Origin of the sequence: Bittarella massiliensis (ex Durand et al. 2017) (assembly GCF_001486165.1) — a bacterium.
Taxonomy (GTDB): domain Bacteria; phylum Bacillota; class Clostridia; order Oscillospirales; family Ruminococcaceae; genus Bittarella; species Bittarella massiliensis.
Genome location: NZ_LN908977.1, coordinates 601446 through 628080 on the forward strand (window position 1 = coordinate 601446; position 26635 = coordinate 628080).

The 26635-nt window shown below is 65.4% G+C and carries 24 protein-coding genes; 10 read left to right on the forward strand and 14 right to left on the reverse strand.

What is annotated here, in order from left to right:
- Positions 1–22 precede the first annotated feature (22 nt).
- The 5 genes from BN3266_RS09775 to rlmD all read right to left on the reverse strand — a co-directional run bounded on the left by BN3266_RS09775 (position 23) and on the right by rlmD (position 4468).
- Complete coding sequence (locus BN3266_RS09775) at positions 23–877, reverse strand: aminoglycoside 6-adenylyltransferase (RefSeq protein WP_059005005.1); 855 nt, start codon at positions 875–877, stop codon at positions 23–25.
- Between the two features lie 164 nt (positions 878–1041).
- Positions 1042–2133 (reverse strand): hypothetical protein, encoded by a 1092-nt coding sequence (locus tag BN3266_RS09780; RefSeq protein WP_059005006.1) that lies wholly within the window; start codon positions 2131–2133, stop codon positions 1042–1044.
- Positions 2134–2183: 50 nt separating this feature from the next.
- Entirely contained in the window at positions 2184–2654 is a 471-nt protein-coding gene (locus BN3266_RS09785; protein ID WP_059005007.1) for an LURP-one-related/scramblase family protein, read from the reverse strand.
- A gap of 52 nt (positions 2655–2706) precedes the next feature.
- A complete protein-coding gene (locus tag BN3266_RS09790; protein WP_059005008.1) occupies positions 2707–3078 on the reverse strand; it encodes a YkvA family protein in 372 nt (123 codons plus the stop codon).
- Between the two features lie 28 nt (positions 3079–3106).
- Positions 3107–4468: a 23S rRNA (uracil(1939)-C(5))-methyltransferase RlmD gene (gene rlmD / locus BN3266_RS09795; RefSeq protein WP_059005009.1), complete on the reverse strand. Its 1362-nt coding sequence runs from the start codon at positions 4466–4468 to the stop codon at positions 3107–3109.
- An 809-nt stretch (positions 4469–5277) separates the two neighbouring features.
- Here rlmD and BN3266_RS09800 point away from each other — a divergent pair.
- A complete protein-coding gene (locus tag BN3266_RS09800) occupies positions 5278–6030 on the forward strand; it encodes a GNAT family N-acetyltransferase (protein WP_059005010.1) in 753 nt (250 codons plus the stop codon).
- Positions 6031–6108: 78 nt separating this feature from the next.
- Here the strand turns inward: BN3266_RS09800 and BN3266_RS09805 are convergent, their stop codons facing one another.
- The 5 genes from BN3266_RS09805 to BN3266_RS09825 all read right to left on the reverse strand — a co-directional run bounded on the left by BN3266_RS09805 (position 6109) and on the right by BN3266_RS09825 (position 13496).
- Positions 6109–8655 (reverse strand): transglutaminase-like domain-containing protein, encoded by a 2547-nt coding sequence (locus tag BN3266_RS09805; protein ID WP_059005011.1) that lies wholly within the window; start codon positions 8653–8655, stop codon positions 6109–6111.
- A 13-nt stretch (positions 8656–8668) separates the two neighbouring features.
- Entirely contained in the window at positions 8669–9838 is a 1170-nt protein-coding gene (locus tag BN3266_RS09810; RefSeq protein WP_059005012.1) for a DUF58 domain-containing protein, read from the reverse strand.
- A 12-nt stretch (positions 9839–9850) separates the two neighbouring features.
- Positions 9851–10822 (reverse strand): AAA family ATPase, encoded by a 972-nt coding sequence (locus BN3266_RS09815; RefSeq protein ID WP_154669054.1) that lies wholly within the window; start codon positions 10820–10822, stop codon positions 9851–9853.
- Positions 10823–11218: 396 nt separating this feature from the next.
- Positions 11219–11476, reverse strand: coding sequence for a hypothetical protein (locus tag BN3266_RS09820; RefSeq protein WP_059005014.1), 258 nt, complete (start codon positions 11474–11476; stop codon positions 11219–11221).
- A gap of 55 nt (positions 11477–11531) precedes the next feature.
- The gene (locus BN3266_RS09825) at positions 11532–13496 is read right to left on the reverse strand and encodes an alpha-amylase family glycosyl hydrolase (RefSeq protein ID WP_082671857.1); all 1965 of its coding nucleotides are present in this window, start codon (positions 13494–13496) and stop codon (positions 11532–11534) included.
- A gap of 326 nt (positions 13497–13822) precedes the next feature.
- Here BN3266_RS09825 and BN3266_RS09830 point away from each other — a divergent pair, with 326 nt between their 5' ends.
- The 5 genes from BN3266_RS09830 (at position 13823) to BN3266_RS09850 (ending at position 18513) form a co-directional block, all read left to right on the forward strand.
- Positions 13823–14503 carry a response regulator transcription factor gene (locus BN3266_RS09830; RefSeq protein ID WP_059005015.1) on the forward strand — a complete coding sequence of 227 codons (681 nt, stop codon included), beginning with the start codon at positions 13823–13825 and terminating at the stop codon, positions 14501–14503.
- A complete protein-coding gene (locus BN3266_RS09835; protein ID WP_059005016.1) occupies positions 14491–15696 on the forward strand; it encodes a HAMP domain-containing sensor histidine kinase in 1206 nt (401 codons plus the stop codon). The genes BN3266_RS09830 and BN3266_RS09835 overlap by 13 nt, the downstream gene beginning before the upstream one ends.
- Positions 15697–15759: 63 nt before the next feature.
- Complete coding sequence (locus tag BN3266_RS09840) at positions 15760–16650, forward strand: ABC transporter ATP-binding protein (RefSeq protein ID WP_242861754.1); 891 nt, start codon at positions 15760–15762, stop codon at positions 16648–16650.
- Positions 16647–17933, forward strand: a complete 1287-nt coding sequence (locus tag BN3266_RS09845; protein WP_059005018.1) for a hypothetical protein — start codon at positions 16647–16649, stop codon at positions 17931–17933. The genes BN3266_RS09840 and BN3266_RS09845 overlap by 4 nt, the downstream gene beginning before the upstream one ends.
- Positions 17878–18513: a hypothetical protein gene (locus BN3266_RS09850; protein WP_059005019.1), complete on the forward strand. Its 636-nt coding sequence runs from the start codon at positions 17878–17880 to the stop codon at positions 18511–18513. Before BN3266_RS09845 ends, BN3266_RS09850 begins: the two co-directional genes overlap by 56 nt.
- Positions 18514–18573: 60 nt before the next feature.
- On the opposite strand, the gene feoB is transcribed toward BN3266_RS09850, so the two are convergent.
- Both feoB and BN3266_RS09860 read right to left on the reverse strand, forming a co-directional pair.
- Positions 18574–20697 carry a ferrous iron transport protein B gene (gene feoB / locus BN3266_RS09855; protein WP_059005020.1) on the reverse strand — a complete coding sequence of 708 codons (2124 nt, stop codon included), beginning with the start codon at positions 20695–20697 and terminating at the stop codon, positions 18574–18576.
- Between the two features lie 110 nt (positions 20698–20807).
- Positions 20808–21086, reverse strand: a complete 279-nt coding sequence (locus tag BN3266_RS09860; RefSeq protein WP_021659743.1) for a FeoA family protein — start codon at positions 21084–21086, stop codon at positions 20808–20810.
- Between the two features lie 143 nt (positions 21087–21229).
- Here BN3266_RS09860 and BN3266_RS09865 point away from each other — a divergent pair, with 143 nt between their 5' ends.
- Positions 21230–21670 carry a metal-dependent transcriptional regulator gene (locus BN3266_RS09865; protein WP_059005021.1) on the forward strand — a complete coding sequence of 147 codons (441 nt, stop codon included), beginning with the start codon at positions 21230–21232 and terminating at the stop codon, positions 21668–21670.
- A 70-nt stretch (positions 21671–21740) separates the two neighbouring features.
- Here the strand turns inward: BN3266_RS09865 and BN3266_RS14085 are convergent, their stop codons facing one another.
- A complete protein-coding gene (locus tag BN3266_RS14085; protein WP_059005022.1) occupies positions 21741–22298 on the reverse strand; it encodes a DUF4364 family protein in 558 nt (185 codons plus the stop codon).
- A gap of 754 nt (positions 22299–23052) precedes the next feature.
- On the opposite strand from BN3266_RS14085, the gene BN3266_RS09875 reads away from it, so the two are divergent.
- Positions 23053–24042 carry a Gfo/Idh/MocA family protein gene (locus BN3266_RS09875; RefSeq protein WP_059005023.1) on the forward strand — a complete coding sequence of 330 codons (990 nt, stop codon included), beginning with the start codon at positions 23053–23055 and terminating at the stop codon, positions 24040–24042.
- Between the two features lie 56 nt (positions 24043–24098).
- On the opposite strand, the gene BN3266_RS09880 is transcribed toward BN3266_RS09875, so the two are convergent.
- Positions 24099–25043 (reverse strand): S1 RNA-binding domain-containing protein, encoded by a 945-nt coding sequence (locus tag BN3266_RS09880; protein WP_242861755.1) that lies wholly within the window; start codon positions 25041–25043, stop codon positions 24099–24101.
- A gap of 230 nt (positions 25044–25273) precedes the next feature.
- Here BN3266_RS09880 and BN3266_RS09885 point away from each other — a divergent pair, with 230 nt between their 5' ends.
- Together BN3266_RS09885 and prfA are read left to right on the forward strand one after the other, a co-directional pair.
- On the forward strand, positions 25274–25483 hold the full coding sequence (locus tag BN3266_RS09885; RefSeq protein ID WP_059005025.1) for a DUF951 domain-containing protein: 210 nt from the start codon (positions 25274–25276) through the stop codon (positions 25481–25483).
- A gap of 80 nt (positions 25484–25563) precedes the next feature.
- Positions 25564–26634, forward strand: coding sequence for a peptide chain release factor 1 (gene prfA, locus BN3266_RS09890; RefSeq protein ID WP_044992721.1), 1071 nt, complete (start codon positions 25564–25566; stop codon positions 26632–26634).
- The last annotated feature ends 1 nt before the right edge of the window (position 26635 follow it).

Genomic DNA, 26635 nt, shown 5'->3' on the forward strand with positions numbered 1-26635 from the left:
ATGGAGGCCGGCCGGGAATAAGTCACCCGGCGGGACTGTCCAGGAGGCGGTGCAGGTACTCGGTGACCCGCCGCTCCTCCTCTTCCCGGTAGGGATAGCCGAGGGCGGCGGCCACCGCCCTTGCGGACTGGGAGAAGAGGCGGCCCAGGTCGAAGAGGGATCGGCGGCAGGCGGGGTAGCTGTCACAGCGGCAGGTCGCCAGCAGGGCCTGCCAGGTCTCGGGGGGGAGGTATTGCTCCAGGTACTTGCCGCACTTGCCGGTGCTCACCGAAAAGCCGGTCTGACAGCCCACCTGCCAGCCGAGCATCCGCACCAGTTCGCCGTGCAGGGCATGCAGGTGTTCGGCGGCGTAGAGGATCTCCCCCCGGCAGATGCCCTTGAGCACGTAGGGGGAGAGCCACCAGAACTCGTTGCAGCAGGCCCAGAACGCCGCCAGGCTGGGGCGCTTGACCCAGTGGCAGCGGTCGCTCGGCGGGGGCAGGGGAGGGCAGCGGCCGTCTTTGTCCAGCAGGATGACGGTCTGGGTGTCCTCTTGGAGGTAGTCCTCCAGCATGTCCAGGGTGCGCAGCATCAGGTCGATGCGGTTGCCGTCGGCAAAGAGCATCAAGTAGGTGTAGGCGCCCCCCAGCGAAGGGGGGAAGAGGACGCCGTCCTCCGGGGTCTGCAGGATGACCCGCTCGCCGAATACATCGATCCAGCCGGGGGTGGCCAGGAAGGGGGCCATGTCGGTGACAAAGTAGACCACGTCGAAGTCCTGAAAGGCGTCGCGGGGGGCCTGCGGGTTGGCGCGGGAGCCGTTGAGGGCCACCAGGCGGACGCGCGGGTCGCTTTGGGCGGTATCGAGGATGAGCTGATACATCTCCTGTTCGGTGCGCATGACAGGGACCTCCTTCGTCTTGATCAGATAGATAAACCCATTATACAGGAAAACGGGGAACAAAAAAACAGCTGAACCAAAAAGAACAGCTGTTTTGGGGGCATTTTGTGAAAAATGCCGCTGATGGGAGAGGATTTGGAGTTCAGAGGGGGTGGAGGAGACACTCAGTCGCCGACGCCGGTGACGAGGTCGGGATCGCTGTACTCCTCCTTGAGGATGTCGTAGTCCTTCCAGTCCTCGCTGTACTGCACCTCCAGGGAGAAGACGCAGCGCGCCGCCTGACCCGACTCGTTGAAGGTGCTGATATAGCCGTCGGCCAGCACCCGACCGTCTTCGCCGGCGGAAAAGTCGGTGAAGGTGACGGAACTCCCCTGACCGACGTAGCGATAGCGCAGGACGAGGTGGTCTTTGCGAATGTAGGAGGGGCGAGCGCCCTTGACCACGTATTCCCCCTTGGAGGGGTAGTGGACGTGGCTCAACAGATAGGCGTTGAGGTCGCTCTTCGCAATGGAGGCGGGGTTGTAGCTGTTGCCCACCACGATTTTCAGGGGGATGCTCACGACCTCGCCGCCGGGGGTGTGGGCAGTGATCTCGGTCTCGCCGTCCTGCAGGATCTGCAGCTCGACCGAGAGGCGATATCCCGTGCCGGAAAGAAGGGAGACGGGCTTTTGGGGGAGAGAGGCGGTGGCGACTTCGGGGTGGGAACTCTCCAGCTGGATGTAGGGGTAGTCCTCGCGGAAGGCCGCCTCGTATTGGAGGGTGACAGAGGAAGAGCGGCCCGCCGTGTCGCTGGAAAACCACCTGGCCTCGGTGTCGGCAAACTGCAGGGCGGTGATGGTACAGCTGTCCTCGTCGGCCGCCACCTCCTGTTTGTTCTGTACCACCTTGAAGAGCTGGGGCTGGCTCTGCACTTTTCCGTCGGCGCTCTGACAGTAGACTTCCGCCAGGCCAGGCTCCTTGGGGGTGGCCACCCCTTTGACGAGATTTACAAAGGTGTCGTCCATCGCCACCGCCAACACATCCGGGTTGGTGGAGACCCACTGAAAGTCTTCCGGCGAGAGGCTGACACTGCCGGGGCACTTGGCGGTCAGTTTGACCGGTTTGCTGTTGTCCAGTTCTAGAAGGAGGGCGGCAGGGCGCTGAAAATCGATCGAGGCGACGGGATCCTTCTCGGCCCCTTCCCGCTTCTGGCAGCCGGTGGCCGTGAAGAGGAGCAGGGCGGCGCACAGCAGGGACGCGGTTTTTTTGAGAGACATGGTGGAGGGCCCTCCTTTGAAAAGAAGTGTTTTGGAAATGCCGGGCGGCATTACCCGTTTGAGCAGTTGGCCGCGTCGATGGCCAGCACGATCATCAGGGCCAGCAGCACGTTCCCCTGTTCGGCCACCTCGATGACATAGGTGTCGGTCCAGTGCAGCGGCTCTTTGTAGACCCGGGCGATCTCCCGCCCGGCGGCGTCCAGCACCTGGTAGTTCCAGCCCAGCCAGTCCCCCTCCACCCGCCAGCCATTGCAGTCGAGGGTGTAGGAGGGGCGAAAGAGGGTGAACTCCCGCTTGATTTGGCCGATGCAGCGCTCCCCCAGATAGAGGGCGAAGCGGGGGAGAAAGGTGAGCACCTCCTCCTTGACTTGCCCCAGATACCGGTCTTGGGTGTCGTAAATTTCCAGCCGGTGCCCCCAGGAGAGCTGCCCCTTTACGGTGAAGAGGGAGGCGCCCCACTCGTCATAGATGTCGTAGCTGTCAAACCAGGAGAAAAAGCGCTGTCGGAACAGAAGTTTCATAAAAGTCTCCTCTCTGCCCACTGGGCGGGGCGGGGATCGGTGGAAAAAAGTCCTAGCGCCACACCGCCTTGACGACGAGCCAGGCGATGAGGAGCCAGAACAGGAGGACGGGGAGGGCGTAGTACCACCTTTTGGGCTTTCCGTCCTGCCAGATATTGGATGAGCGCTCCCTGCTCCGTGCCCAGACGTCGGCCGGGATGCAGCGGACCGTCAGGGCCACCAGGGCCGGCAGCAGGAGGAGGTCGTCCAGATACCCGAGCACCGGAATGAAATCGGGGATGAGATCGATGGGCGACAGGGCATAGCCCACCGTCAGGGCGGCGAGCGCCTTGGCGAGAAAGGGGGGCTCCCTGTCCTTGAGGGCGATGAAGACGGCTGGGATGTCGGCCTTTAGCTGCTTGGCCCGCTCTTTGATGGACGGCATCTGCACCTTCCCCCCTACTCGTGGATCGTCAGTCGCCGGCTTTGGAGAGCAGCACCACGCACTCCACATGGGAGGTGCGGGGGAAGAGGTCCACCGGCTGTATCTGTTGGGCGGTATAGCCCCGCTCGGCAAAGAGGGCCACGTCCCGGGCCATGGTGGCCGGGTTGCAGGAGATCATCACCACCCGGTCGGGGGCGAGGCGGGTCACCTCGTCGATGACGTGGACGTCGCAGCCCTTGCGGGGCGGGTCCAGGACCACCGCGGTGGGGGAGATGCCGTTTTGGGCGAAGTAGTCCACCGCGTCCTTGCAGTCGCCGCAGATGAACTGGGCGTTTTCAATGCCGTTCAGGGTGGCGTTTTTCCGGGCGTCCTCCACGGCGGTGGGGACGACCTCCACCCCGTACACCTCTTTGACCTGGCCGGACATGGTCAGGCCGATGGAGCCCACCCCGCAGTAGAGGTCGAGGAGGATGTCCTCCCGGCTCAACTGGGCCATCTTGGCGGCGAGGGTGTAGAGGGTCTCCGCCGCGTCCCGGTTGACCTGGTAGAAGGAGAGGGGGGAGAGGGCCAGGCGGATGCCGCAGAGCTCGTCCACGATCCGCTCCTCCCCCCAGAGGAGGGTGCACTCCTGCCCCATGATCACGTTGGTAGCCCGGCGGTTGTGGTTGAGATAGATGCTGCGGATGTCGGGGAACTGGCGGGTGAGGGTGTCCACCAGCTGGCCGCTGTGGGGCAGCCGGTCCCCGTTGATGACCACCGTCATCATGATCTGCCCGGTCTTTTGGGCCAGGCGCAGGCAGAGGTGGCGCACCAGCCCGCGCTGGTTTTCCTCGCTGTAGACCGAAATCTTGTGGCTCTCCAAAAAGCGGCAGAAGCTGACGGCGATCCGGTCAAAGACGGGGGGGTGGAGGGAACAGCTCTGCAGGGGGACGATGCGGTGACTGTTTTTGCCGTAGTAGCCGCAGACCACCCGTCCATCCCGGTCGAGGCCGACCGGGAGCTGGCACTTATTGCGATACCCCTCCCGCCGGGGACTGGGAAGGCAGGGGGGGAGGGTGTGCTCCATCCCCGCCCCCTTTTTCAGGCAGCTCTCCACCGCCGCCGTCTTGATGGACAGCTCCTTGCGATAGGTCATCTGCCGGTAGACGCACCCCCCGCAGCGGGGCCAGAGGGAGCAGTCGCTGTCGATCCGGTCGGGGCTGGGCTCCAGTACCGCCAGCAGCCGGGCAAAGCCGTAGTTTTTCAGCAGCTTGAGCACCCGCACCTGCACCCGCTCCCCCTCGATGGCGCCGGGCACAAAGAGGGCAAAGCCCTCATGCCGGCCCACCCCGCTGCCGTCGTGGGTGGTGCCGGTGATGAGCAGTTCCAGTTCGTCGTTTTTCTTCAGCATTTCAGTCAATACCCCATTGTGGCGGGCCGGGGCCCGATGATGTGTGCCCCCGAAAAAAGAGACTGGCTGCGGGGGCGGGAAAGGATGGCTCTGGGCGGCGCTCCTCCCTGCGGGGAGAGAGGCTGCCCCCGCGGGCGGGGCGGTGGGAAAGTGGTCCCACCCGTCCCGGTGCGGGGAAGCCGGAAAAGTTGTTTTCGGTCATTGAAGGGTCACGGTTATTATATCACAAGCGCAAAGCGCGTGATGGCATTGGCGACGAGGCGGGGGCAGAGGCGGTTTGTGTGTCGGTCTGGCCGTCTCGGATTTACAGTCGCGCTGGGGAGGGAAGTCCACAAGCGCAACGTGCGCGGCGGTGCTGGTCGTGGAGGCAGGGGCAGAGGCGGTTTGTGTGTCTGCCCGGTCGTCTCGGACTTATAGTCGCGCTGGGGCGGGAGAGTCCACAGGTGCGAAGTGTGCGGCGGTGCTGGCCATGAGGCGGGGAATAGAGGTGATTTGCGTGTCGGTCCGGCCAACCCGGATTCACAGTCGCGCTGGGGCGGTGAAGGCTACAAATGCAAAGCGCGTGGCGATGCTGGCCGTAGAGGTGGGGACAAAGGCAGTCTGTGCATCTGCCCGACCAGTCCGGATCCACGGCTATACAAAAAACATTATACCATAAAATCGCGCGCAGGGCACCGGCCTGTCTGCGCGCCCTGTCGAAAAAGGGGGAGAGTCGGGTTGAGGAGGGCGGGCAGATGTGCTATTCTGGTCAAAAGAGACCGGCCCGCCCGAAGGAGGGTGGGCCGGTGAGAGAAGGGGGAGGGGCGCAGATGGAAGGGCGTTTTATCAACTTGACGGAGGAAAACCTCGCCGACGAGCACCTGTGCTGCATCATTCGCAGCAAGGTGGTCCACCCGGGGGTGGAGGCAAAGCGGCAGTGGCTCGCACAGCGGCTGAAGGAGGGGCACGTCTTTCGCAAGCTGGACGAGGCAAAGGCCACCGTCTTCATCGAGTACGCCCCCCTGGAGACGGCCTGGGTCCCGGTAATCGGCGAAAATTACGACTACCTGTACTGCCTGTGGGTCACCGGCGCCCACCGGGGCAAGGGGTACGGGCGCGCCCTGATGGAGTACTGCCTGGCGGACGCCCGGAAAAGGGGGCGCTCCGGCGTCTGCATGCTCGGGGCGAGCAAGCAGAAGTCCTGGCTCTCCGACCAGGCCTTCGCCAAAGGGTTTGGCTTTGAGGTGGTGGACACCACCGCCAGCGGGTACGAGTTGCTGGCCCTCTCCTTTGACGGGACGGCGCCCTCCTTTGCGCCAAACGCCAAGAGGGAGCGCATCGAGGGCGAGGAGCTGACCGTCTACTACGACATGCAGTGCCCCTACGTTGCGAGGAGCGTGGAGCGGGTGGAGGCCTACTGCCGCGAGAACGGACTGCCGGTGTCCCTCATCCAGGTGGACAGCCTGCAAAAGGCCAAGGAGCTGCCCTGCGCGTTCAACAACTGGGCCGTTTTTTACAAGGGGGTCTTTCAGACGGTGAACCTGCTGGACACCGCCAAACTGCAGAGGATGTGCAGGCGGTGACCGGCCCAAAAGAGAGAGGGAGGGGGCGCGGCTTAAAAAGCCGCGCCCCCTCCCTGCGCTGTGATGAACAGATGGGGTCTAGTTGAGGTGGAGCAGGCGGAAGGAGAACTGTTTGGGCAGCGACAGGTCTTTGTACACCCGTTTGCTAAAATGCGCCACAAACGCCTCCATCCACCGGCGCTCCTCGGCGGTGCAGCCGCCCTTGGAGAAGCGGGCTTTCTGCGCCAGTTCCAGGGCCTTGGCGAAGTCGCCCTCGTGCACCGTCAGGTGGCGGATCTGCAGGGAAGTGGCGTACTCGTCCACCGGCAGATGCTGCCGGTTGTCCTCGCCCAGGTAGCGCAGCACCCGCTCCAGCCGCCCGTAGTCGAGCAGGACCTTCTGGGTGTCGTCGGCCCGGCGGTACCGGCCGGCGCGCCTGGCGCGGACGATGCCGGCGCGCAGGAGGAGGGCGGCGAGGAAGAGGGCGAGCAGCGCCCCCACAAAGAGGGGGATCATCAGGTAGAGGGGGAGCCGGCCGAGCCAGGTGTCCCCGAAGCGGAAGCCCAGGAACTTCTCCTGCATGGTCTGGGGGCCGTCCACCCCGCCCACATTCTCCTCCGCCTTGGGGTCGCCCTCGCTCTCCAGCGGGGAGCGGTCGCCCGAGAGGAGGGGATAGCTGTACCCGTCGTAGGGGTCGCGGAAGGTGGTGGTCATCTCCATGGGGATCCAGCCGTAGCCGTCCACATAGACCTCGGCCCAGGCGTGGGCGCTGTAATCCAGCACATCCACCTGGCGGGCGGGGTTGGAGATGGCTTCGCCGCCGATGTCGTAGACCAGTTGGTCCCCCGCGTCCTTGCCGCTGGAGAAGGTGTCGCCCTTGACCAGGTACCCCTCCACATACCGGGCGGGGACGCCGGCGGCCCGGAACATGGCCACCGCCGCCGAGGCGTAGTGGACGCAGAAGCCGCCGTCCATCTGGTCGTAGAAGTAGGTGATGAAGTCCTCGCCCTCGGGCACCTTGCCCGGGTTCATGTCGTAGATCTTGTTCGACTGCAGCAGGGTGCGGACGTATTTGGAGTACCCCTCGAGCCCGCCCAGCTCCTGGTACTTTTCGGGGGTGCAGGCGGTGCGGATGCTGGAGAGCCCCTCGTCGGGCAGCTCGGTGTAGACCTGGTGGACATAGTTCTCGTAGACAGAGAGGAGCTCGATGTAACCGAAGGGGTCGTCGCTGGCCGAGGCGGCGTCGTGGCGCAGACTCCCCACCTCCAACATGCTGGGCAGGGCAAAGTAGTCAAACTCGTACTTGCGCTTTTTGCTCTTGACCGAGACGTTTGCCTCCCCCGAGAAGGTGACGTCGTCCTCGCTGAAAAGGCCGTTGTAGGGGGTGTAGGTGTAATCGGAATTGGCGCCCCGGTTTTCGACCTTCACGTGGGAGAGGACGCTGCGCTTCACCTGGTTGCTGAAGGCCTTGCGGGCCAGGGAGACGGTCTCCCCCTGCAGGTTTTGGGGGTGGCTGCCGCTGGCCTCAAAGGCATCGTACATCTCCTGGGTGAGCTGGGTCTCCCTGGCCATGTCGGCGGGGAGCCAGGCGGTGCCGATGTACTCGCCCCCCACGAAGCCCCGCAGGTAGAAGGTGTCGCCAAAATAGGGGCCGGTGACCCGCAGGGCCGTCTGACCGGTGTAGCGCAGGCCGTCCACCTCGTAGAGCTTGCCGCCGGTCAGCCCGCCGGAAGCGCCCCCGAAATTGCCGCTGAGGGGGAAGTCCTCCAGCGCCTCGGCCATGTCGTCGCGGAAGTTCTGCACCGCCGTCGAGTCGTAGAGGGCCGGGGTGAGCAGGGCGGTGGCCCCGCCCATGCTCAGGCAGACGGCGGCGATCAGGATGACCGAGACGATCATCGAGAGCCACTTGCGGTGTCCACCGTTGTAAAAGAGGACGTCCTTTTTCTTTTTGGGGCGGATAAACTCCCCCTCCCCCCGGCGCTGGCGCACCACCTGCATGGCGCCGATGCCGGCGTAGGCCGCCACCAGCAGCAAAAAGGAGAAGTAGGCGGGCACCAGCCCCACGAACATCCCCACCTCGATGACGGGGAAGCTCAGGAGCAGCACCATGGGCAGGCTGGGCCGGCGGAGGATGAACCAGCAGATGCCGGCGGAGAGGAGGAAGAACACCAGCATGAAACAGAGGTCGGAGCTGTCGGTTTCGGCAAAGGAGTAGGAGATATAGGGCAGTTCGGTGGGGATGCGGGTGTTGATCCGCGCCGCCAGGGCGTTGTAGGCCATGTAGGCGCTGGGGATCAGGCGGTCCCCCATCCAGACACAGACCCCGGCAAAGCCGGCAAAGGCGATGGGGAGGCCGATGCGGGTGGTGTACTTGTTGAAGTAGATGAGCCCGAAGAGCAGGGGGAAGACCGCCACCCCCAACATCAAGTTGGAGTGGGACTGGTCGATTTTATAGATGGTCGAGAAGGTGCTGGCAAAGCCCAGCAGGCAGAGAAAGGCCAGCACGATGGTGGCAAAATAGCTGAAGCCCGGGACCTCCCAGCGGAAGGCGAGGGAGGCGCCCTCTTGAAAGAAGAGGCCGCTGTTCTGCCCGGGCTCGACGTCCTTGCGCCGGGAGGGCGCGCGGGAAGCGGATTTTTTTGACAAGACAGGGCCCTCCTTACAGCATGAGATTTTGCAGGCTCGCGCCCACCTGGTCGGGGTCGATGGGCACCAGCCCCGGCCCCTGGGCCTGTTCCCCCCCGTCGGGGTTGGTGTAGAAGATGGTGAAGCTGTCGCCAAAGCTGCGCAGCCGGTCGTCCTTGGCCACCTCCTCCGTCAGATTCGGGGTGACGTAGAAGGCGTAGGGCTCGGTCCCCGCCAACTGGTCGAGGTAGTAGTCCTGCAGCATGTGCGGCCGGTCGGCGTAGGGCTTGGCGCCAAAGACCTGTTGCAGGGCGTCGAGCACCTCCTCCTCCGCCCGGACGGGATAGCGGTGCAGCCCGCTCTCGTCGCACCAGCAGAGCTGGTGTTCCCCCACCTGGTCCAGCAGGTAGAAGGAGAGGGAGGCGCAGGCGTCCAGGGCGGCGCTCAACTCCTTTTTATAGCGGGGTCGGCTGGGGTCGGCCCAGAGTTCGAGCAGCAGCAGGGGGGCGTTTTGCAGGGGGTAGCTGCCCTGGCGCACCATGAACCGGCCCTGCGAGGCCGTCAGCTTCCAGTGGATGCGCTGCAGCTTGTCGCCCGGCTGGTAGTCGCGGATGCCGAAGGTCTCGGAGTAGTCGTCGCCGAAGCGGTTTTGGTCGAAGGTGTCGCTCTCGCCCAGGGCGTGGCGCTGGGCCATGTTGGACTCGATTTCATAGATCACCGGCATCACGGTGAAGGGCACCGGGTCGGGCAGCTCTTTGGCCCGGCGCTTCCAGAGCTTGAAGGCGTCGAAGTAGACGATGGAGCGCACCTCGATGACGGCGTTGCCGTCGTAGAGGGCCCGGATGGGGAAGGTGAAGTCTTGCCGGTTGAGGGGGAAGAGGGGGAAGACCACCGTCTGCACGTCTTCCCCCCCGTAGTACTGGTGCCGGCAGACCAGGGTCACCCGGCACTCGGACACCGGCAGGAAGGAGCGCACCCGCGCCTTGATGTGCAGCGTCTGCAAGTCCCCCGCCACCACCGAGTAGTGCTCGCAGGCCAGGGAGATCTTGGTGTAGCGCACCGCCACCCGCAGCAGGATGTAGAGCAGCAGCGGCAGCAGCAGGGTGATGGCAAAGGTCAGGTAGGAGAGGTAGTCCTTGTAAAAGACCGAGAAGAGGGCCATCCCCACCACCAGCAGGCCGTAGACGCATTTGCGAAACCACATGGCGCCCGGCCCCTAGCGGTCCCGCCGGGGGCGGGCCGGCTGCTGGATGGAGGGGGACTCGATCTCCCCGAGGATCTTCTCCAGGATGTCGCCGCCGGTCAGCCCGGCCACCCCCGCCTTGGAGGTGAGCAGCACCCGGTGCCCGGCTGTGGCCTTGAGGACGGCGCGCACGTCGTCGGGCACCACGTATTCGCGCCCCAGGTAGTAGGCGTTGGCGCGGGCCATCTTGGCCACCGCCAGGGTGCCGCGGGGGCTGAGGCCCAGCCGCAGGTCGGGGTGGTTGCGGGTGGCGGCGGCGATCTCGGTGATGTAGCGGTAGATGTCGTCGTGCACGTGCACCTCGTCCACCTCGTTTTGCATGGCCATGATCTCCTCGCCGTTGGCGATGGGCTCGATGTCGTCGAGGGGGTTATGGCCCTTGCGGTCGCGCAGGATGTTCAGCTCGCTCTCCGCGTCGGGGTAGCCCATGGTGAGGCAGACGGCAAAGCGGTCGAGCTGCGATTCGGGCAACAGCTGGGTGCCCACCGAGCCGATGGGATTTTCGGTGGCGATGACCACAAAGGGCCGGGGGGTCTGGCGGGTGACCCCGTCCACGGTGATGCTGCCCTCCTCCATCACCTCCAGCAGGGCCGACTGGGTCTTGGAGGAGGTGCGGTTGATCTCGTCGGCCAAAAAGAGGTTGCACATGGCCGCGCCGGGCTTGTAGACAAACTCCTGCTTTTCCTTGTCGTAGATGGAGAAGCCGGTCACGTCCGAGGGCATGACGTCGGGGGTGAACTGCACCCGGTTGTAGTTCAGGTTCATGGCCTTGGAGAAGGCCACCGCCAGGGTGGTCTTGCCCACGCCGGGGATGTCCTCCAACAAAACGTGGCCACGGGCCAGCACTGCAAGCATGACCTTGGTGACCACGTCGTCTTTGCCGATCACGGCTTTTTTTACCTCGTTGACAATGTCCTGGGACTTGTAGACATAATCGCGATTCATCTTCCCATTCCTCCGCATTCTAATCTCTTGGGTGGCCTTTGAAAAACACACAATCTATCAACATTTTACACGGCGGGGGGAGATGTGGCAATTCTTTTATTTTGTTTTCACAAAACGGTCACCGAAATCCGCTCCCTCTTCCCCTGTGGTGGCAAAAGGGGGACAAACCCGCTCCCCGGGCGGGCCGAGGGGGGCGGGGAGAGGGGCGAGCGGGAAGGGGGACTATAAAAGGTGCACAAAATAAACCCGCAAAGTTCATGCAGCCTGTTTTGAAAAGATTGGAAGAAACGGTCCCCTGTCCGGGCGCGTTTTGGGCGGCGAGGGGGAGGGGAAAAGAAAACCGCCCCGCCGGGGGCGACCCGGCGGGGCGGAAGGGGCGGAAGGGGCGTTTTGCAGCTACGGGTTGCGGCGGGGGGAGGCGTCTTCCCCCTCCCGGGCGCTCTGGGCGATGTAGAGTTCCGCCGCCCGCTCCATCTTGGGAAGGGCTTTCTGCGCGGCGGAGAGGGTGCGGTAGAGTTTGTAGGCAAAGAGGCCGCCCACCGCGGAGACCACCACCGCCCCCACCGAGACGACCGAGCCCACAAAGGCCAGCGAGCGGGCGATGGACTTGGAGGACTTGACCAGCCCGGCGGGCTGTTTGACCGATTTTTTCAAGGAAAAGCACTCCTTTCTCACGGCCGGCCGGATGCTGTGCCGGCCGGGCCTGCCGTTACGACAGTTTGTAGACCACCCCGCTGCGGCGGGGGAGCAAGAGGGGCTCCGGCCCGGCGGGGGGGAGGTCGCCGCTCTCCATCCAGCCGCCGAAACGCGTTTCGACGGTGTGGAGCACCGGCTGCCAGACCCGGCCTTTCTCCGGCGGGGGGAGCTTGGTCTTGCAGTCGTTCACGGGGTGGAAGTTGAGGGCAAAGAGGTAGTCGCCCCGGCGGTAGACCAGCAGTTTGCGGTTGTGGCTGAGTGTTTGCAGGTTGGAGGGGGCGCCCAGCAGATTGCCGCTGTTTTGCAGGTCGATCATGGCCATGTCAAAGGCCTGCAGGTGCTGGTAGCGCAGGAAGGGGCTGTCGGCCAGGCTCCACTGGCGGCGGGCGTACTGGTAGCTGTTGCCGTTGCCCTCCCGGGGCATGTCGATCCACTCGGGGTGCCCAAACTCGTTGCCCATGAAGTTGAGATAGCCCTCCCCCGCCAGGGAGAAGGTCACCAGCCGGATCATCTTGTGCAGGGCGATGGCCCGCTCGATGACGTCGCTGTGGGAGTTTAGGTCCATGTGCCAGTACATCTCCGCGTCCGCCAGCCAGAAGATGAGGGTCTTGTCCCCCACCATGGCCTGGTCGTGGCTCTCGCAGTAGCCGATGTTTTTCTCCTGCGGGCGGCGGGTGGTGAGTTCAAACCACATCTTGCCCAGGTCCCAATCCTCGTCCTTCTGGGACTTGAGGGTCTTGATCCAGAAGTCGGGCACCCCCATGGAGAGGCGGTAGTCAAAGCCGATCCCCCCGTCGGCGATGGGGACGCACATCCCCGGCATCCCGCTCATGTCCTCGGCGACGGTGACGGCGTTCGGCGAGACCTCGCGGATGAGGTCGTTTGCCAGTTGCAGATAGGTGACCGCCTCCACGTCGGTGTTCATGCTGAAGTATTTTTGATAGGAGTCAAAGCTCTCCCCCAGGCCGTGGTCGTGGTAGAGCATGGAGGTGACCCCGTCGAAGCGGAAGCCGTCGAAGTGGTACTCGGTGAGCCAGTATTTTAAATTGGAGAGGAGGAAATGGAGCACCTGGGGCTTGCCGTAGTCAAAGAGCTTGGTGTTCCAGGCGGGGTGGTCCCCCTGGGGCCCGGCGTGGAAAAACTGGTACTCGGTGCCGTCGAAGGCGGCGATCCCCTCGGCGGTGTTTTTGGCCGCGTGGGAGTGCACCAGGTCCAAAAGGACGGCGATCCCCATCCCGTGGGCGGTGTTGATGAGCGCCTTCAGGTCCTCCGGCGTGCCCAGCCGGGAGGAGACGGCGAAGAAGTTGGAGATCTGGTAGCCGAAGGAGGCGTAGTAGGGGTGTTCCATCACCGCCATCAGCTGCACCGTGTTGTAGCCCAGCCGCTTGACCCGGGGGAGGACGGTCTCGGTGAACTCCCGGAAGGAGGAGACTTTGGGCTCCTCCCCGGCCATCCCCACGTGGCACTCGTAGATGAGGGGCGGGGTGTCCCGCCGGCGCACAAAGTCGCCGTCGGTCCAGACAAAGGGCTCGTCGGGCCACCAGATCTGCCCGTTGAAGCCGAAGGTGAGGGGATCCTGCACCGCCCGGCGCACGTAGAGGGGGATGCGGTCAAAGAAGGTGCCGTCGGCCGTGATCTGCACCTTGACTTCCGACTGGTGGGGGATGGGGCCCTTGACCCGCAGCTCCCAGTTGCCGTTTTCCAGTTTGCGGCAGGGGTGGGCCTCCCGGTCCCAGCCGTTGAAGTCGCCAAAGAGGTGCACTGCCTCGGCGTGGGGGGCCCACTCCCGGTAGACCCAGCCGTCTTCGGTGGGGTGAAAGCCGTAGTAGAGGCTACCGTTGGCGAAGTCGGAGAGGCTGCCCCCGCCGCCCAGCAGCTGTTTTTTGACGCCGCGGTACCGCTCGTCCCGCAGGCGGATATCCCCCTCAAACGGGGCGAGAAGGGGGTCGATCTCGAGCAATTTCAATCTGTTTTTCACAGCGGTCACTCCTTGTCAAGAGAGGGGAGGGCGCCCCCTCTCACCGCGGGGAGAGAGATTTCTCCCCTTTTTCTCTACTGTATAGCAAACACAGACAAAGGTCAACGAAATCAGTACAGTTTGCACATATTTCACGATATTTTGATCCATTGTCTGTCAATTGATACAAATGCTCCCTTTGGCGAGAGGGGGGAGATGTGCTATACTCGTGGGGGGAGGAGGGCCTGTCCCCCCTCCCCTTTACAAAGATAGCGGGGGGCGCCCGCGAAATTGATAAAAAGTTGAGAATTGCCGGGTAGACTGTTTGAAAAAAGGGGTGCTGTGAGATGGGAGAGACACTGCTGATCGTGGACGACGAGGCCGACATCCGCGCCATGTTGCGGGATGCCTTTTTGCTGGAGGGCTACCGGGTCTTGACGGCCGCCAGCGGGGAGGAGGCCCTGGCCCTGCTGGAGCGCCGGCCCGATTTGGTGCTGCTGGACGTCTCGATGCCGGGGATGAACGGGCTGGACCTCTGCCGCCGGGTGCGGGACTTCCTGGCCTGCCCCATCCTCTTTCTCACCGCCCGGGTCGAGGAGGGGGACAAGCTGGCCGGTTTTTCGGCAGGGGGAGACGACTACGTGAGCAAGCCCTTTGCCATGCAGGAGCTCAGCGCCCGGGTGGCCGCCCACCTGCGGCGGGAGAGCCGCCGCCAGCACAGCGCCCAGGTCCGCTTTGCGGGGGAGCTGACCGTGGACTACTCCCAGCGCGCGGCCTGGGTGGCGGGGAAGGCGCTCCCCCTAGCCAAAAAGGAATTTGACATTTTGGAGCTGCTCACCCTCAACAGCGGCCAGACCTTTGACAGGGAGCGCATCTATGAGCGCATCTGGGGCTACGAGGGGGAGGGGGACAGCGCGGTGGTGACCGAGCACATCCGCCGGCTGCGGGCCAAGCTGGCCGCCGCCTCTCCCGGGCTGGAAAAGGGGCTGGAGACGGTCTGGGGGGTGGGGTACAAATGGGTCGGCTGAAGCGGGCGCTGCAAAAGACCTCCATCCGCCGGGCGTTTGTCCTCTACACGGTGGGGGCGCTGCTGGTGGCGGGGGTCCTCTCCTTGGGCATCGGCTGGTCCACCGAGGCGGCCAAGGACGCCATCTACCGCAAGTACCAGCCCCCGTCCGGCCAGGTGGTGTCGGAGGGGGTGACCCTCCTTTTTGGGGCGGGCGGCAGGGTCTTGACCCCGGAGGACCGGCGGGCGGTCTCGGCGCTGACCGGGCTGCAAAACGCGGGGGTCGGGGCCGCCTTTGCCCTCTCGGTGATCGGGGCGGCGGCCCTCTTTTACCGGCGGCGGCTGGCCCGGCCCATCGCCCAGCTCAAGGACGCCTCGGCGCAGATCGCCGAGGGGAATTTGGACTTTGTGCTGACGCCGGTCAAGATGGACGAGCTGGGGGAGCTGGCCGTCTCCTTTGAGACCATGCGGGCGGCGCTGGAGCGGGCCGAGCGGGAGAACTGGCGGGCGCTGGAAGACCGCAAACAGCTCAACGGGGCCTTCTCCCACGACCTGAGGACCCCGCTGACCGTGCTGCGGGGCTATGCCGACATGCTCGCCGCCTATCTGCCCACCGACCGTCTCCCCCGCGAAAAGCTGTTGGAGGTGACCCAGTCCATGTCCCGGCAGATCGGCCGCCTGGAACAGTACACGGCGGGGATGAACGACCTGCAGCGGCTGGAGGACACCCCGGCCCGGCCCCAGCTGCTCGACCTGGAGGAGTGGGGCCGGGAACAGGGGGATACCGGCAGCCTGCTCTGCCGCCGGCGGGAGCGGTGCTGGCACTTCTCGCTGGCGGCCGGGGGCAGGGCCATGCTGGACGGGGCCCTGGCGGCGCGGGTCTTTGAAAACCTGCTGCAAAACGCCGTCTCCCACGCCTCGCGCCAGGTCTGGGCCGCGGTGGAGCGGGAGGGGGACTGGCTCCTCTTACAGGTGGAGGACGACGGCCCCGGCTTCTCGCCCGAGGCCCTGCAGCGGGCGGCCGACCCCTTTTACAGGGAGGAGAGAGAGGGCCACTTCGGCCTGGGGCTGAGCATCTGCCGCGCCCTCTGCCGAAACCACGGCGGCTCCCTCTCGTGGGGCAACCGCCCCGCCGGAGGCGCCCGGGTCACCGCCCGGTTCCAGCTAAAGCCCCTGGTGGAGGAAAAAGAAGAGACAAAAATGGGGGACAATTGAGAAAAAGTTGAGGATCGGCTGGTACACTCTCCTTCGATGAGATATGAAGGAGGGTGTATTTTGTTGGAAGAGAACACAGTGGAAATACGGGACCTGTCGGTCACCTACGGAAAAAAGGAGGCCCTGTCCCACCTGGACCTGACGGTCCGCCCCGGGCTGTTCGGCCTTCTGGGCCGCAACGGGGCGGGAAAGACCACCCTGATGCGCACCTTGGCGGGGCTGTTGACCCCTTCGGGGGGAAAGGCGATCGTCTGCGGGGTGCCCCTGCAGATGCGCGCCCAGATCCGGCAGATGACCGGGTACCTGCCCCAGGACTTTAACGTCTACCCCTCGATGCGGGTAGAGGAGGCGCTGGACTACCTGGGGGTCCTCTCGGGCCTTCCCCGGCGGGTGCGGCGGGAAAGGGTCCCCGCCCTGCTGCGGCGGGTCAACCTGGAGGAGCAGGCCGGGGCCCGGGTGCGCGCCCTCTCGGGGGGGATGCGCCGCCGCCTGGGCATCGCCCAGGCGCTGCTGCACGACCCCCGGGTGCTGATCGTGGATGAGCCCACCGCCGGGCTGGACCCGGAGGAGCGCATCCGCTTTCGCAACCTGCTGGGGGAGGTGGCCAGCGACCGGGTGGTCCTCCTCTCCACCCACATCGTGGGGGACATCGAGGCCGTCTGCGAAAACCTCGCCGTGTTGGAGCGGGGGCGGCTGCTGTACAGCGGCTCGGTCGAGGGGTTGGCCGAGCGGGCCCAGGGGCAGGTCTACCAGGTCTCGGTGAGCCGCGCCCAGTTGGAAGCGCTCAAGGAGCGGTTTTCGGTGACCGCCGCCCTGCAGGAGGGCAGCGGCTTTGTCGCCCGGGTGCTTGGCGATCGGCCGCCCCTGCCCGCGGCCACCCCCTGCATGCCCGGGTTGGAGGACGGCTATCTCGCCCTCCTCGCCGAGGAGGAGAGAGGGGGTGAGGGGAGATGAGCGGGTGGTCCCTCTTTACAAAGGAGTGCAGGCGGGTGGTCACCGGACTCCCCTTCTGGCTGCTGGTGGCGGCGCTGCTGGCCTTTCTCTCCACCCAGTTCATGGCCGGGCTGAAGCCGCTGGAAGAGCCCCAGCCCGGCCTGGCGAGTTACGGCGCGTCCGACCGGGTGGACTGGGAGAAGGCCGTCCCCGCGGCCCTGCAGTCCCTGGCGGGGGAGTACGGGGAGAACCGGTACAAGACCTACCCCTTTGGCTTTGTCAAAACCGTCCGCCTCAAGGAGGAGGGGCGAGAGCGGATGGGGGAGCTCCTCTCCGAGCTGACCGGCAGGAGCGAGGAGGAGTTGGCCGCGGCCGCCCAGCCCGCCGGTTTCGCTGTCGGCGGGGGGGAACGGCAGCCGGACGGCTCCTTTGCCGTGCAGGTCCCGCAGGGGGAGGAGACGGCCCCCTCCCTTACCCTGGCCCCTGGCCTTGCCAGGGAGGACTTTGTGCGGCTGATGGGAGAGGCCGACGAGCTGTTGGGGGGCGGCTCCTCCTACGCGGCCGAAAAGCTGGCCGGCTTTGGCAGGGAGCCCCTGCGCTATGAAGAGGCGCTGGAACAGTACCGCCAGATGGTGGAGGAGGACCGGGTGACGGGGGCCTATGCCCGGCTGTTTTGCGACTACATGGGCATCCCCCTGGCGGTGCTCCCCGCCTTTGTGGCGGCGGCCCTCTGGCTGAAAGATCGGCGCGCCGGTGCGCGGGAGGCCGTCTGGTCGCGCCGGGTCTCCTCCCTCGCCCTGACGGCGGCCCGCTTTGGGGCCGTGATCGCCGCGGTGATGGGGGCGGTGCTGGTGCTGGCCGGGTGGATGACGGCGGTGGTGCTGGCCAAAAACGGCGACCTATCCGGCAGCCTCACCGCCTTTTTCAGCTACTCCCTGGGCTGGCTCCTGCCGGGGGTGCTGGTCTCCGCCGGGGTGGGGGCCTTCCTCACCGAGTGCACCGACACCCCGATCGCCATCTTCGTGCAGGGGGCGTGGTGGTACCTCTCCCTCTTTGCCGGGGCGGGCGATCTGGTGGGGGGCTACGGCTGGTCCCTGCTCATCCGCCACAACCGGTTGGGGGGGTACGCCGAGTACCGGGCGGGGCTGGTGCAGATCGCGGCCAACCGCCTGGTATACGCCCTGGCGGGGCTGTTGCTGATGCTGCTGACGGGCCTTGTTTTAGAGCAAAAGAGAAGGGGGAGATTTGGTGGAATGGGGAAAGCGCTACGCGTCCATCGCCGCTGTCAACGGGCGGCGGTATAGCCTGCCGTCCCTGCTGCTGGCCCTGGTGTTGCTGGCCCTGCTGCCGGTGCTCTTTGGAATGGCGGAACTGGATGCGGCCGCGGCCGCCCAGCCGCTGGAGATGGGGGCCGTTTTGATCGGGGTGGTGCTGCTGGTGCCGGTCTGCGCGCCGGAACTGGACAGCGGCGTGCGGGAGACGGCCGATGCCCGCCGCACCCCGGCCGTCGGGGTCTGCCTGGTGCGCACTCTGCTGGGCGCGGCCGCCGCCGCGGTGCTGCTGGCGGCGCTGGTGGGCTGGATGGGGCAAAACGGCTGTCAGGTGAGCGCCCTGCACTGGTTTGACGCCTTTGCCGGGGCCCTCTTTCTGGGGGGGCTGGGGATGCTGGCCCTCGCCCTGGCAAAAAACCAGGTGGTGGGGTACATGGTCCCGCTGCTCTACTACTCGGTCAGCCTGGTGTCCAAAAAGGGGCTGCTGGGGCTGCCCTCGCTGCTGGCCATGAGCAGGGGCGAGCCCAGCGGCGCCCCCGTTTTGGCGGCCGCCGGCGTGGGGGCGGTTGCCCTTGCCCTGCTGGCGCGCAGCCGCTGGAAGGCGGGGAGATAGCAAAAAGGGGGAGCGCCCCGGGCAGATCTTGGTGCCCGGGGCGCTCCTTTGGCGTGTCGGTCAGGCCAGCCCCAGCAGCCGGGCGGCGGTGGCCACGGTGAAGCAGACGAGCATCCCCACCAGGGTGGGGACGGCGAAGGAGATGGCCGTCCACTTGAGGCTTTTGGTCTCCTTGCCGATGGTGAGACAGGTGGTGGAGCAGGGCCAGTGCATCAGACAAAAGAGCATGGTGCAGACGGCGGTGAGCCAGGTCCACCCGTTTTGCACCAGCAGGTCTTTGAGGGCGAAGAGGTTTGACATGTCGGTGAGGCTGCCGGTGGCCATGTAGGCCATGATGATGATGGGCACCACGATCTCGTTGGCCGGGAAGCCCAGGATGAAGGCCATGAGGATGACCCCGTCCATCCCCAACAGGTGGGCGAAGGGGTCCAGGAAGTGGGCGCAGTGGAGGAGGACGCTGGCGTCCCCCACCTGGATGTTGGCCATCAGCCAGATGAGGAGGCCCGCCGGAGCGGCCACCGCCACGGCCCGGCCCAGCACGAAGAGGGTGCGGTCGAGGACCGAGCGCACCAGCACCTTGCCGATCTGGGGGCGGCGGTAGGGGGGCAGTTCCAGGGTGAAGGAGGAGGGCACCCCCTTGAGGATGGTGTGGGAGAGGAGCCGGGAGATCCAGAAGGTCATGACCACCCCCAGGACGATGACCCCCAGCAGGACCACCGCCGACAGCCCGGTGGAGAGGGCGCCTCCGGCGGCCCCCACGAAGAACATGGTGATGATGGAGATCAGGGTGGGGAAGCGGCCGTTGCAGGGAACGAAGTTGTTGGTGATGATGGCGATGAGCCGCTCCCGCGGGGAGTCGATGATGCGGCAGCCCACGATCCCGGCGGCGTTGCAGCCAAAGCCCATGCACATGGTCAGGGCCTGTTTGCCGCAGGCGCAGGCCTTTTTGAACTGGTGGTCCAGGTTGAAGGCCACCCGGGGGAGGTAGCCGAAGTCCTCCAGCAGGGTGAAGAGGGGGAAGAAGATGGCCATGGGCGGCAGCATCACCGAGACCACCCAGGCCAGCACCCGGTAGACCCCCAGCACCAGCGCGCCGTGCAGCCAGTCGGGGGCGTGCAGGTAGACAAAGAGGTCGGTCAGCCGGTCCTGCACCCAGAACAGGGCGTCCGAGAGCCACTGGGAGGGGTAGTTGGCCCCGGTGATGGTGAGCCAGAATACCGCCGCCAACAGGGCCAGCATGATGGGGATACCGGTCCACTTGTTGGTGAGGACCGCGTCGATTTTGCGGTCCCGATCCCGGCTCTCGGCCCGGCGCAGGGTGACGCTGTCGGCGCAGGCGCCCTCGGCGGCGAGGACGATGGCGCTCTTATACGCTGCTAGAGGTGGAGAAGGGCCAGCCCCCTCCAGCGCCGCGGCGACGGCGGGGTCGGCCAGGGGGTCAAAGCCCAGGTGGGTGCGCAGGGAGGCGGTGAGGCTATCGTCTTGGTCCAGCAGTTTGAGGGCCACCCAGCGGGAGGAGAGTTTGCCCGCCAGCCTCCCCTCCAGCAGGGGCTGCAGGGAGGCGATGGCCGCCTCGATGGGGGCGGTGTAGCGGATGGGGTCGGGCGGGGTGGGACGCCCCTCGTGGGTGACCGACGAGAGGGCCTCCATCAGCTCCCGCAGCCCCTTGCCGCTGCGGGCGGCGGCCCCCACCACCGGGACCCCCAGGTTGCGCGAGAGCTGCTCCAGGTCGATGTCGATCTGCTTTTTCTTGGCCTCGTCCATCAAGTTGACGCAGACCACCACGTTGGGGGTGATCTCGATGGTCTGTAAAACCAGGTTGAGGTTTCGCTCCAGGCAGGTGGCGTCGCAGACCACGGCCACCCCGTCGGCCCCGCCAAAGCAGATGAAGTCGCGGGCCACCTCCTCCTCGGCCGAGTGGGCCAGCAGGGAGTAGGTGCCGGGCAGGTCGACCAGGATGTAGTCGACCCCCTTATATGTATGGGTGCCCTGGGCGGTGGCCACCGTCTTGCCCGGCCAGTTGCCGGTGTGCTGGTTGAGGCCGGTCAGTTCGTTGAAGACGGTGCTCTTGCCCACGTTGGGGTTGCCTGCCAGGGCGATCACCCGGTCGCCGGGGACGCGGCGGGCGATCTGCAGCCCCTGGTCCACGGCCCCCATGCCGGTGGAGTGCGCGGTTAATCCCATGAAATATCAGCTCCTCTTTTGCGGTTTGCAGGAAAAGGCGGCGGGCAAAAAGGGCTTCTGGCCGCCGCATCTATGTACCCCGGCGCCCCGATCGGGGCCGGGGAGGGGGGCTAGCTCTTGAGCCCCTCTGTGCCGCGGTGAAGGCCGACGGTCTCCACCAAAATCTGGTCGCTGTCCTCCTCCCGCAGGGCGATGACCGCGCCCCGGATGAGGTAGGCCACCGGGTCGCCCCAGAAGCTCTTTTGCAGGCACTTGATGCGGGTGCCCTCGATGATGCCGATGTCCTGTAAGCGGCGGCGCATGGTGCCCTCTTGCAGGATGTCTTTGACGCGGGCGGTCTGCCCCTCTTTCAGGGCGCCCAGACGGGCTATGTCTTGAATGGAGTTCATGGTGCTCTCTCCTTTGACAAGGCGGGCGGCATAATTGTGGCCGCCGGCCGAATAGGTATAAGTTGGTTTGAGGAAACTCTCTTTCCTGCCCCTATCTTATTGGCTGGCGGGAAAAAAGGTGACAGGGACCGGGAGGTGCGCCGATGGACAGCGACATCGATTTTTACACCCTCAGCGGCTATGCGCTCAAAAATCCCCCTGCGCTCTCCGCTTCTATGGAGGATTACCTGGAAATGATTGCCCGCCTCTGCGCGGCGGAGGGGTTTGCGCGGGTGGGGGCCCTGGCCGAACGGCTGAATGTCAAGCCCTCCTCTGCCTCCAAGATGGTGGGGCGGCTGCGGGGGGCGGGGCTGGTGGCCTTTGAGCGATACGGGGTGGTCACCCTCACCCCCAAGGGGGAGGAGGAGGGGCACTATCTCCTGCAGCGCCACCAGCTGCTGGCCCGCTTTTTCTGCCTTCTCAACCGCTCGCCGCACCAGTTGGAACAGGTGGAGCGGGTGGAGCACTTTCTCTCCCGGGAGACGGTGGCCAACCTAAAACCCCTTGTCGAGCGGATGGAGGGGGAGTGGGGCTACACCGAATAACGCCCCCTCTGCGCGCCAAAAAGGGCCCGGCGGTCAAAACCGCCGGGCCCTTTTGAAAGGAAAGTCCCGTCTATTCGGTGTAGTCCTCCCCGGTGAGGAGAAAGAGGTTGTACTGGTAGAGCCGCCCCGGGTCCTGCAGGAAGTGGTCCCGGATCCCCTCGGCCTGCTCCCGGGTGGGGGCGAAGAGGGAGACGGAAAAGAGGTCGGTGCCGATGTCCAGCACGCTGCAGCGGACGACGTAGCCGTCGCTGACCTTGACGATCTGCACGTCGGTCTCGCTCTTGTTCTTGGCCAGGTCCACCATCCGGTCGAGGGCGGCGGCGGCCTTTTCCCGCACGGCGGGGGGGATCTCGTCCCCCAGCAGGGCGGCGGCGCGGCGGCCCTCCCCGTCCAGCTTGACGCAGTCGTCTTCGAGGACGACCTGGCCGTTTTCCAGCAGGGCGGAGATGGCGGCGGTGATTTCAAAGTAGTTGGCCAACCCTTCGAGGGTCAGGCTGTCAATGAGGAGATTTTGGGGCACCCCCTCCGGCTGGCGGGAGGCCAGCCAGCAGACCAGCACCCGAATCTCATTGGTGGTGGTGAGCCCGCCGGGGATGATGCCGTGGATGAATGCGTTGTTCTTGTTCATGGGGGGACCTCCGGAATGCCGTTTTGGAAAGAAGGGCTTGATGGCGTTTGAATGCGGCCGGACGGCCGCGGGACGAGAGGGATGAGGACTGCGCGTCCGACCGGGTGGGGAGATGGCCGCTCGGCGGCGCCGCAGGAAAGAGGGTGCGGGAAAGGGGGGGCACGGGGCGGGGAGTAGGGCATCTGCACATCGGCCCGGCCGCCTCGCCCTCGCCGTCGTTTTGCGGCCATGACGCCGCAAGCGCCGAGCGCACGGTGGGGTTTGGCCGTGAAACGGGGAGGAAAGGGCATCTGCGCATCTGCCCGGCCATCCCCAGCAGGACGTCGCTTCGTGGCTGTTCTGCCGCAAGCGCCGAGCGCGCGGTGGGGTTTGGCCGTGCAACAGGGGGGAAGGGCGTCTGCGCATCTTGCCCGGCCATCCCCAGCAGGACGTCGCTTCGTGGCTGTTCTGCCGCAAGCGCCGAGCGCGCGGCGGGGTTTGGCCGTGAAACAGGGAGGAAAGGGCGTCTGCGCATCTTGCCCGGCCATCCCCAGCAGGACGTCGCTTCATAGCTGTTCTGCCGCAAGGGGAGCGCACGCGGTGGGGTTTGGCCGTGAAATAAGGGGCAAAAAGCCGTTTGCGCATCTTGTCCGGCCATCCCCAGCAAAACGGTCACTTTGTGGTTATTATACCACAAAACCCGAAAATAGAAAGCGGGCGATTGTTTTCTCTGCGCCGATGCCCTACAATGGAGGAAAAGAGAGGGGGAGTTACAGTGAACGAGAGAGAAATCTGCATCGTCGGCGCGGGCCGGCATGCCCGGGCCAACATCTACCCGTCCATTTTGCTGGCGGGGGGAGAGGTGGCGGCGGTGGCCACCCGCAACGCCGGGCGCTCCCGCCAGACCCTGGAGCGGTGGGGCTTTCCGGAAGGGCGGGCCTACGGCGACTACCGGGAGATGCTCGCCCAGGAGGGATGCTCGCGGGTGGCGGTCATCACCCAGGGGGAGAGCGCGCCGGCCATCGTCCGCGACTGCCTGCGGGCGGGCAAGTCGGTGCTGGTGGAAAAGCCCCTGGGCTTTGGCGAGGAGGAGGCCCGCCAGATCGAGGCGGAGAGGCGGGGGGACCGGCAGCTGATGGTGGCCTTTATGAAGCGCTACGCCCCGGTCTACCGCCGGCTGAAAGACTGCCTCTCGCGGGGGGAGCTGGGCGGCCCCTGCTCGGTGCAGGCGGCTTTTGCGGTGGACGCCTCGGCCTTTTGCAGGACCGACCGCGACTTCTTCTTTGCCGTGGCCATCCACTATTTGGACCTGCTGCGCTACCTGATGGGGGAGGTGGAGGAGGTCTCGGCCGTCTGCTCGGGCGGAAAGGGGCGTTCCTACGCCCTGACCCTCCGCTTTGCCAGCGGCGCGGTGGGGAGCCTCTCCCTGGAAAACCGGAGCGCCTGGACCCGGGAGACGGAGTGGGTCTGCGTCACCTGTGAGGAGGGGTTTGTGGCGGCCAGGGACCTCTGCGAACTGCGCCTCCACCGGAGCGCCGCCTCTCCCCGCCCCTGGGCGGATGTGAGCGAGGGGGACTGCCTCTGGACGCCGGGCATGGGCCCGGCCTCGGGGACCGAGCGGGACCTCTGGCTGCGGGGATTTGCCGGGGAGGTGGAGCACTTCTTTCGCTGCTGCGAGGCGGGGGAGGAGCCCCTCACCAGCGGCCGGGACAACATCCTGACCGCCCGGCTCTGCGAGCAGGCGCTGGCCGCCCTGGAGGGGTAAAAAGAGAGAGGGCCGCGGGGAGTGTTCCCTGGCGGCCCTCCTTTTTTGGCGGCGCGCTAGCAGCCGGATGGGGGGGTGAAGACGGTGGCGATCTCCCGCGGACAGCCGGGCGGGGAGTAGTAAAAGGCGTCGATGTGATCGCCCTCCCAGTAGTAGTGCAGGGGCGGGCGGGACTGGTGGCAGGACCCGGCGGGGAAGTCGTCGATGATGATGAGTTTGATCTTCATCTTCTCCGGCAGGATGCTCTTGATGTAGACCGAGACGGTGTCCCCGGGGTGGATGCCCTCCCGCACCTCCGCCAGGCCCGCTAAATTGGGCAGCAGTTCGATGAAGATACCGTAGCTCTCCACCGAGCGCACCACCCCCGGCACCGTGTCCCCCGGGGAGAAGGAGGCGGCGTTTTCCAGCCAGGTGCCCAGCAGCTCTTTGTGGGTGAGGGTGATCCGGCCCAGGCCGTCCCGCCCGGAGACCACCGCCCGCAGCCACTGGCCGGGGGTGAAGCGGTCGCGAGGATGGGCGATGCGGGAGACGGAGATGCAGTCGATGGGGAGGAGGGAGACGATGCCGCAGCCGATGTCCACAAAGACGCCAAAGGGCTCGAAATGGGTGATGGCCGCGTCGATGATGTCCCCCGGGGCGAGGCGGTCCAGGTAGTCGCGCTGACAGGCCTCCTGCACCAGCCGGCGGGAGAGGTCGGCCACCGGCCTGCCGTCGGCCCCCTCGCGCAGCCCGGTGATGCAGAAGCAGACCGGCTTGTTGACCTTGGAGATGACCGAGATCTCCCGCACCTTCCCCAAATCGGCGCCGACGGCGCTCTCGCGAAAGGGCAGCACCCCCATGGCGGCCCCCAGATCTATGTAGAGATTGTAGCTGTTGTCGCATTTTTGGGCAATGCCTTCCAGCACGGCCCCCGACTCGATGGCTTCGGAAATGTTGGCAGTGCAGTCAAAGTGGGCAGGCTGCCTGCCCGAGGGCATGCCTTCCGGTGCATAACAATTCAACGTGAAACCCTCCTTTTTTCTTACTGTATCAGTATATGAGCGCCCGGGCGGGAAATATGCGCCGGGAGCCGCGGGAAAGCCGCCCGCCCAATTTGCTGGAAGCGGTGATAAAGATTGCCAAAACGGGGAAAACCCTTTATAATAGGGAAGGCAATTCGGCCTTTTTGTCCCACGGCGGCAAAAGGGCTTTTCGGCTGTTATTGATTTGGGAAAGGGGCGTGTGGCGAGAGATGGACATTCGGGTCGGAGACAGGTTGCAGATGAAGAAAAAGCACCCCTGCGGCTCCTTTGAGTTCGTTGTGCTGCGCGCGGGGATGGACTTCAAGATCCAGTGCACCGGCTGCGGCCGGGTGGTGGAGCTGCCCCGCTCCAAGTGCGAAAAGAACATCAAGAAGCTCTTCCTCCTGCCGCGGGAAGAGGGACCGCAGGGGGGATCGTAGCGACTGCACTCTAACATGCTATGTTCCCACACAGGTAAAAATACAAAACAGAGAGTTGGAGAAGAAGAGATATGGCAGATATGTTTGACCGGCTGCGCTCGGCGGAAGAGCGCTTTGAGCAGCTCAACGAGCTGCTGATGGACCCGGCGGTGGTCACCGACCAGAACCGCTATCGGGACTTGATGAGGGAGCACAAACAGCTGACCCCCATTGTGGAGAAATACCGCGAGCACATGGCCGCCCGGCAGGAGCGGGACGAGGCCAAGGCCATGCTCGACGAGGGCGGGCTGGACAAGGACTTTAAAGAGATGGTCCTCGAACAGCTCGACGAGAGCGGCAAAAAATTGGAGCAGACCTCGGAAGAGCTGCGCATCCTGCTGCTGCCCCAGGACCCCAACGACGACAAGAACGTCATCATTGAGATCCGCGGCGGCGCCGGCGGCGACGAGGCGGCCCTCTTTGCCAACACCCTCTACCGGATGTACAGCATGTACGCCGAGCAGAAGGGCTGGAAGAGCGAGATCATGTACGCCAGCGAGACCGAGCTGGGCGGCTTTAAGGAAATCAGCTTTGCCATCAACGGCGACGGGGCGTACAGCCGCCTGAAGTTTGAGAGCGGGGTGCACCGGGTGCAGCGGGTGCCCGAGACCGAGGCCGCCGGCCGCATCCACACCTCGACGGTGACGGTGGCGGTGCTGCCCGAGGCCGAAGAGGTGGACGTGGACATCAACCCCACCGACCTGCAGATCGACACCTACCGCTCCGGCGGCGCGGGCGGCCAGCACGTCAACAAGACCGAGTCGGCCATCCGCATCACCCACCTGCCCACCGGCATTGTGGTGGAGTGCCAGGACGAGCGCAGCCAGTACAAGAACAAGGACAAGGCCATGAAGGTGCTGCGCTCCCGCATCCTCGAGGGGGAGATGCGCCGCCAGCAGGAGGAGATCGCCGCCGAGCGCCGCAGCCAGGTGGGCACCGGCGACCGCTCCGAGCGCATCCGCACCTACAACTACCCCCAGGGGCGGGTCACCGACCACCGCATCGGGCTGACCCTGTACAAGTTGGAGGCCATCCTCAACGGCGCGCTGGACGAGATCATCGACGCCCTGATCACCGCCGACCAGGCGGAGAAGCTCAAGGCGCAGGATTAGG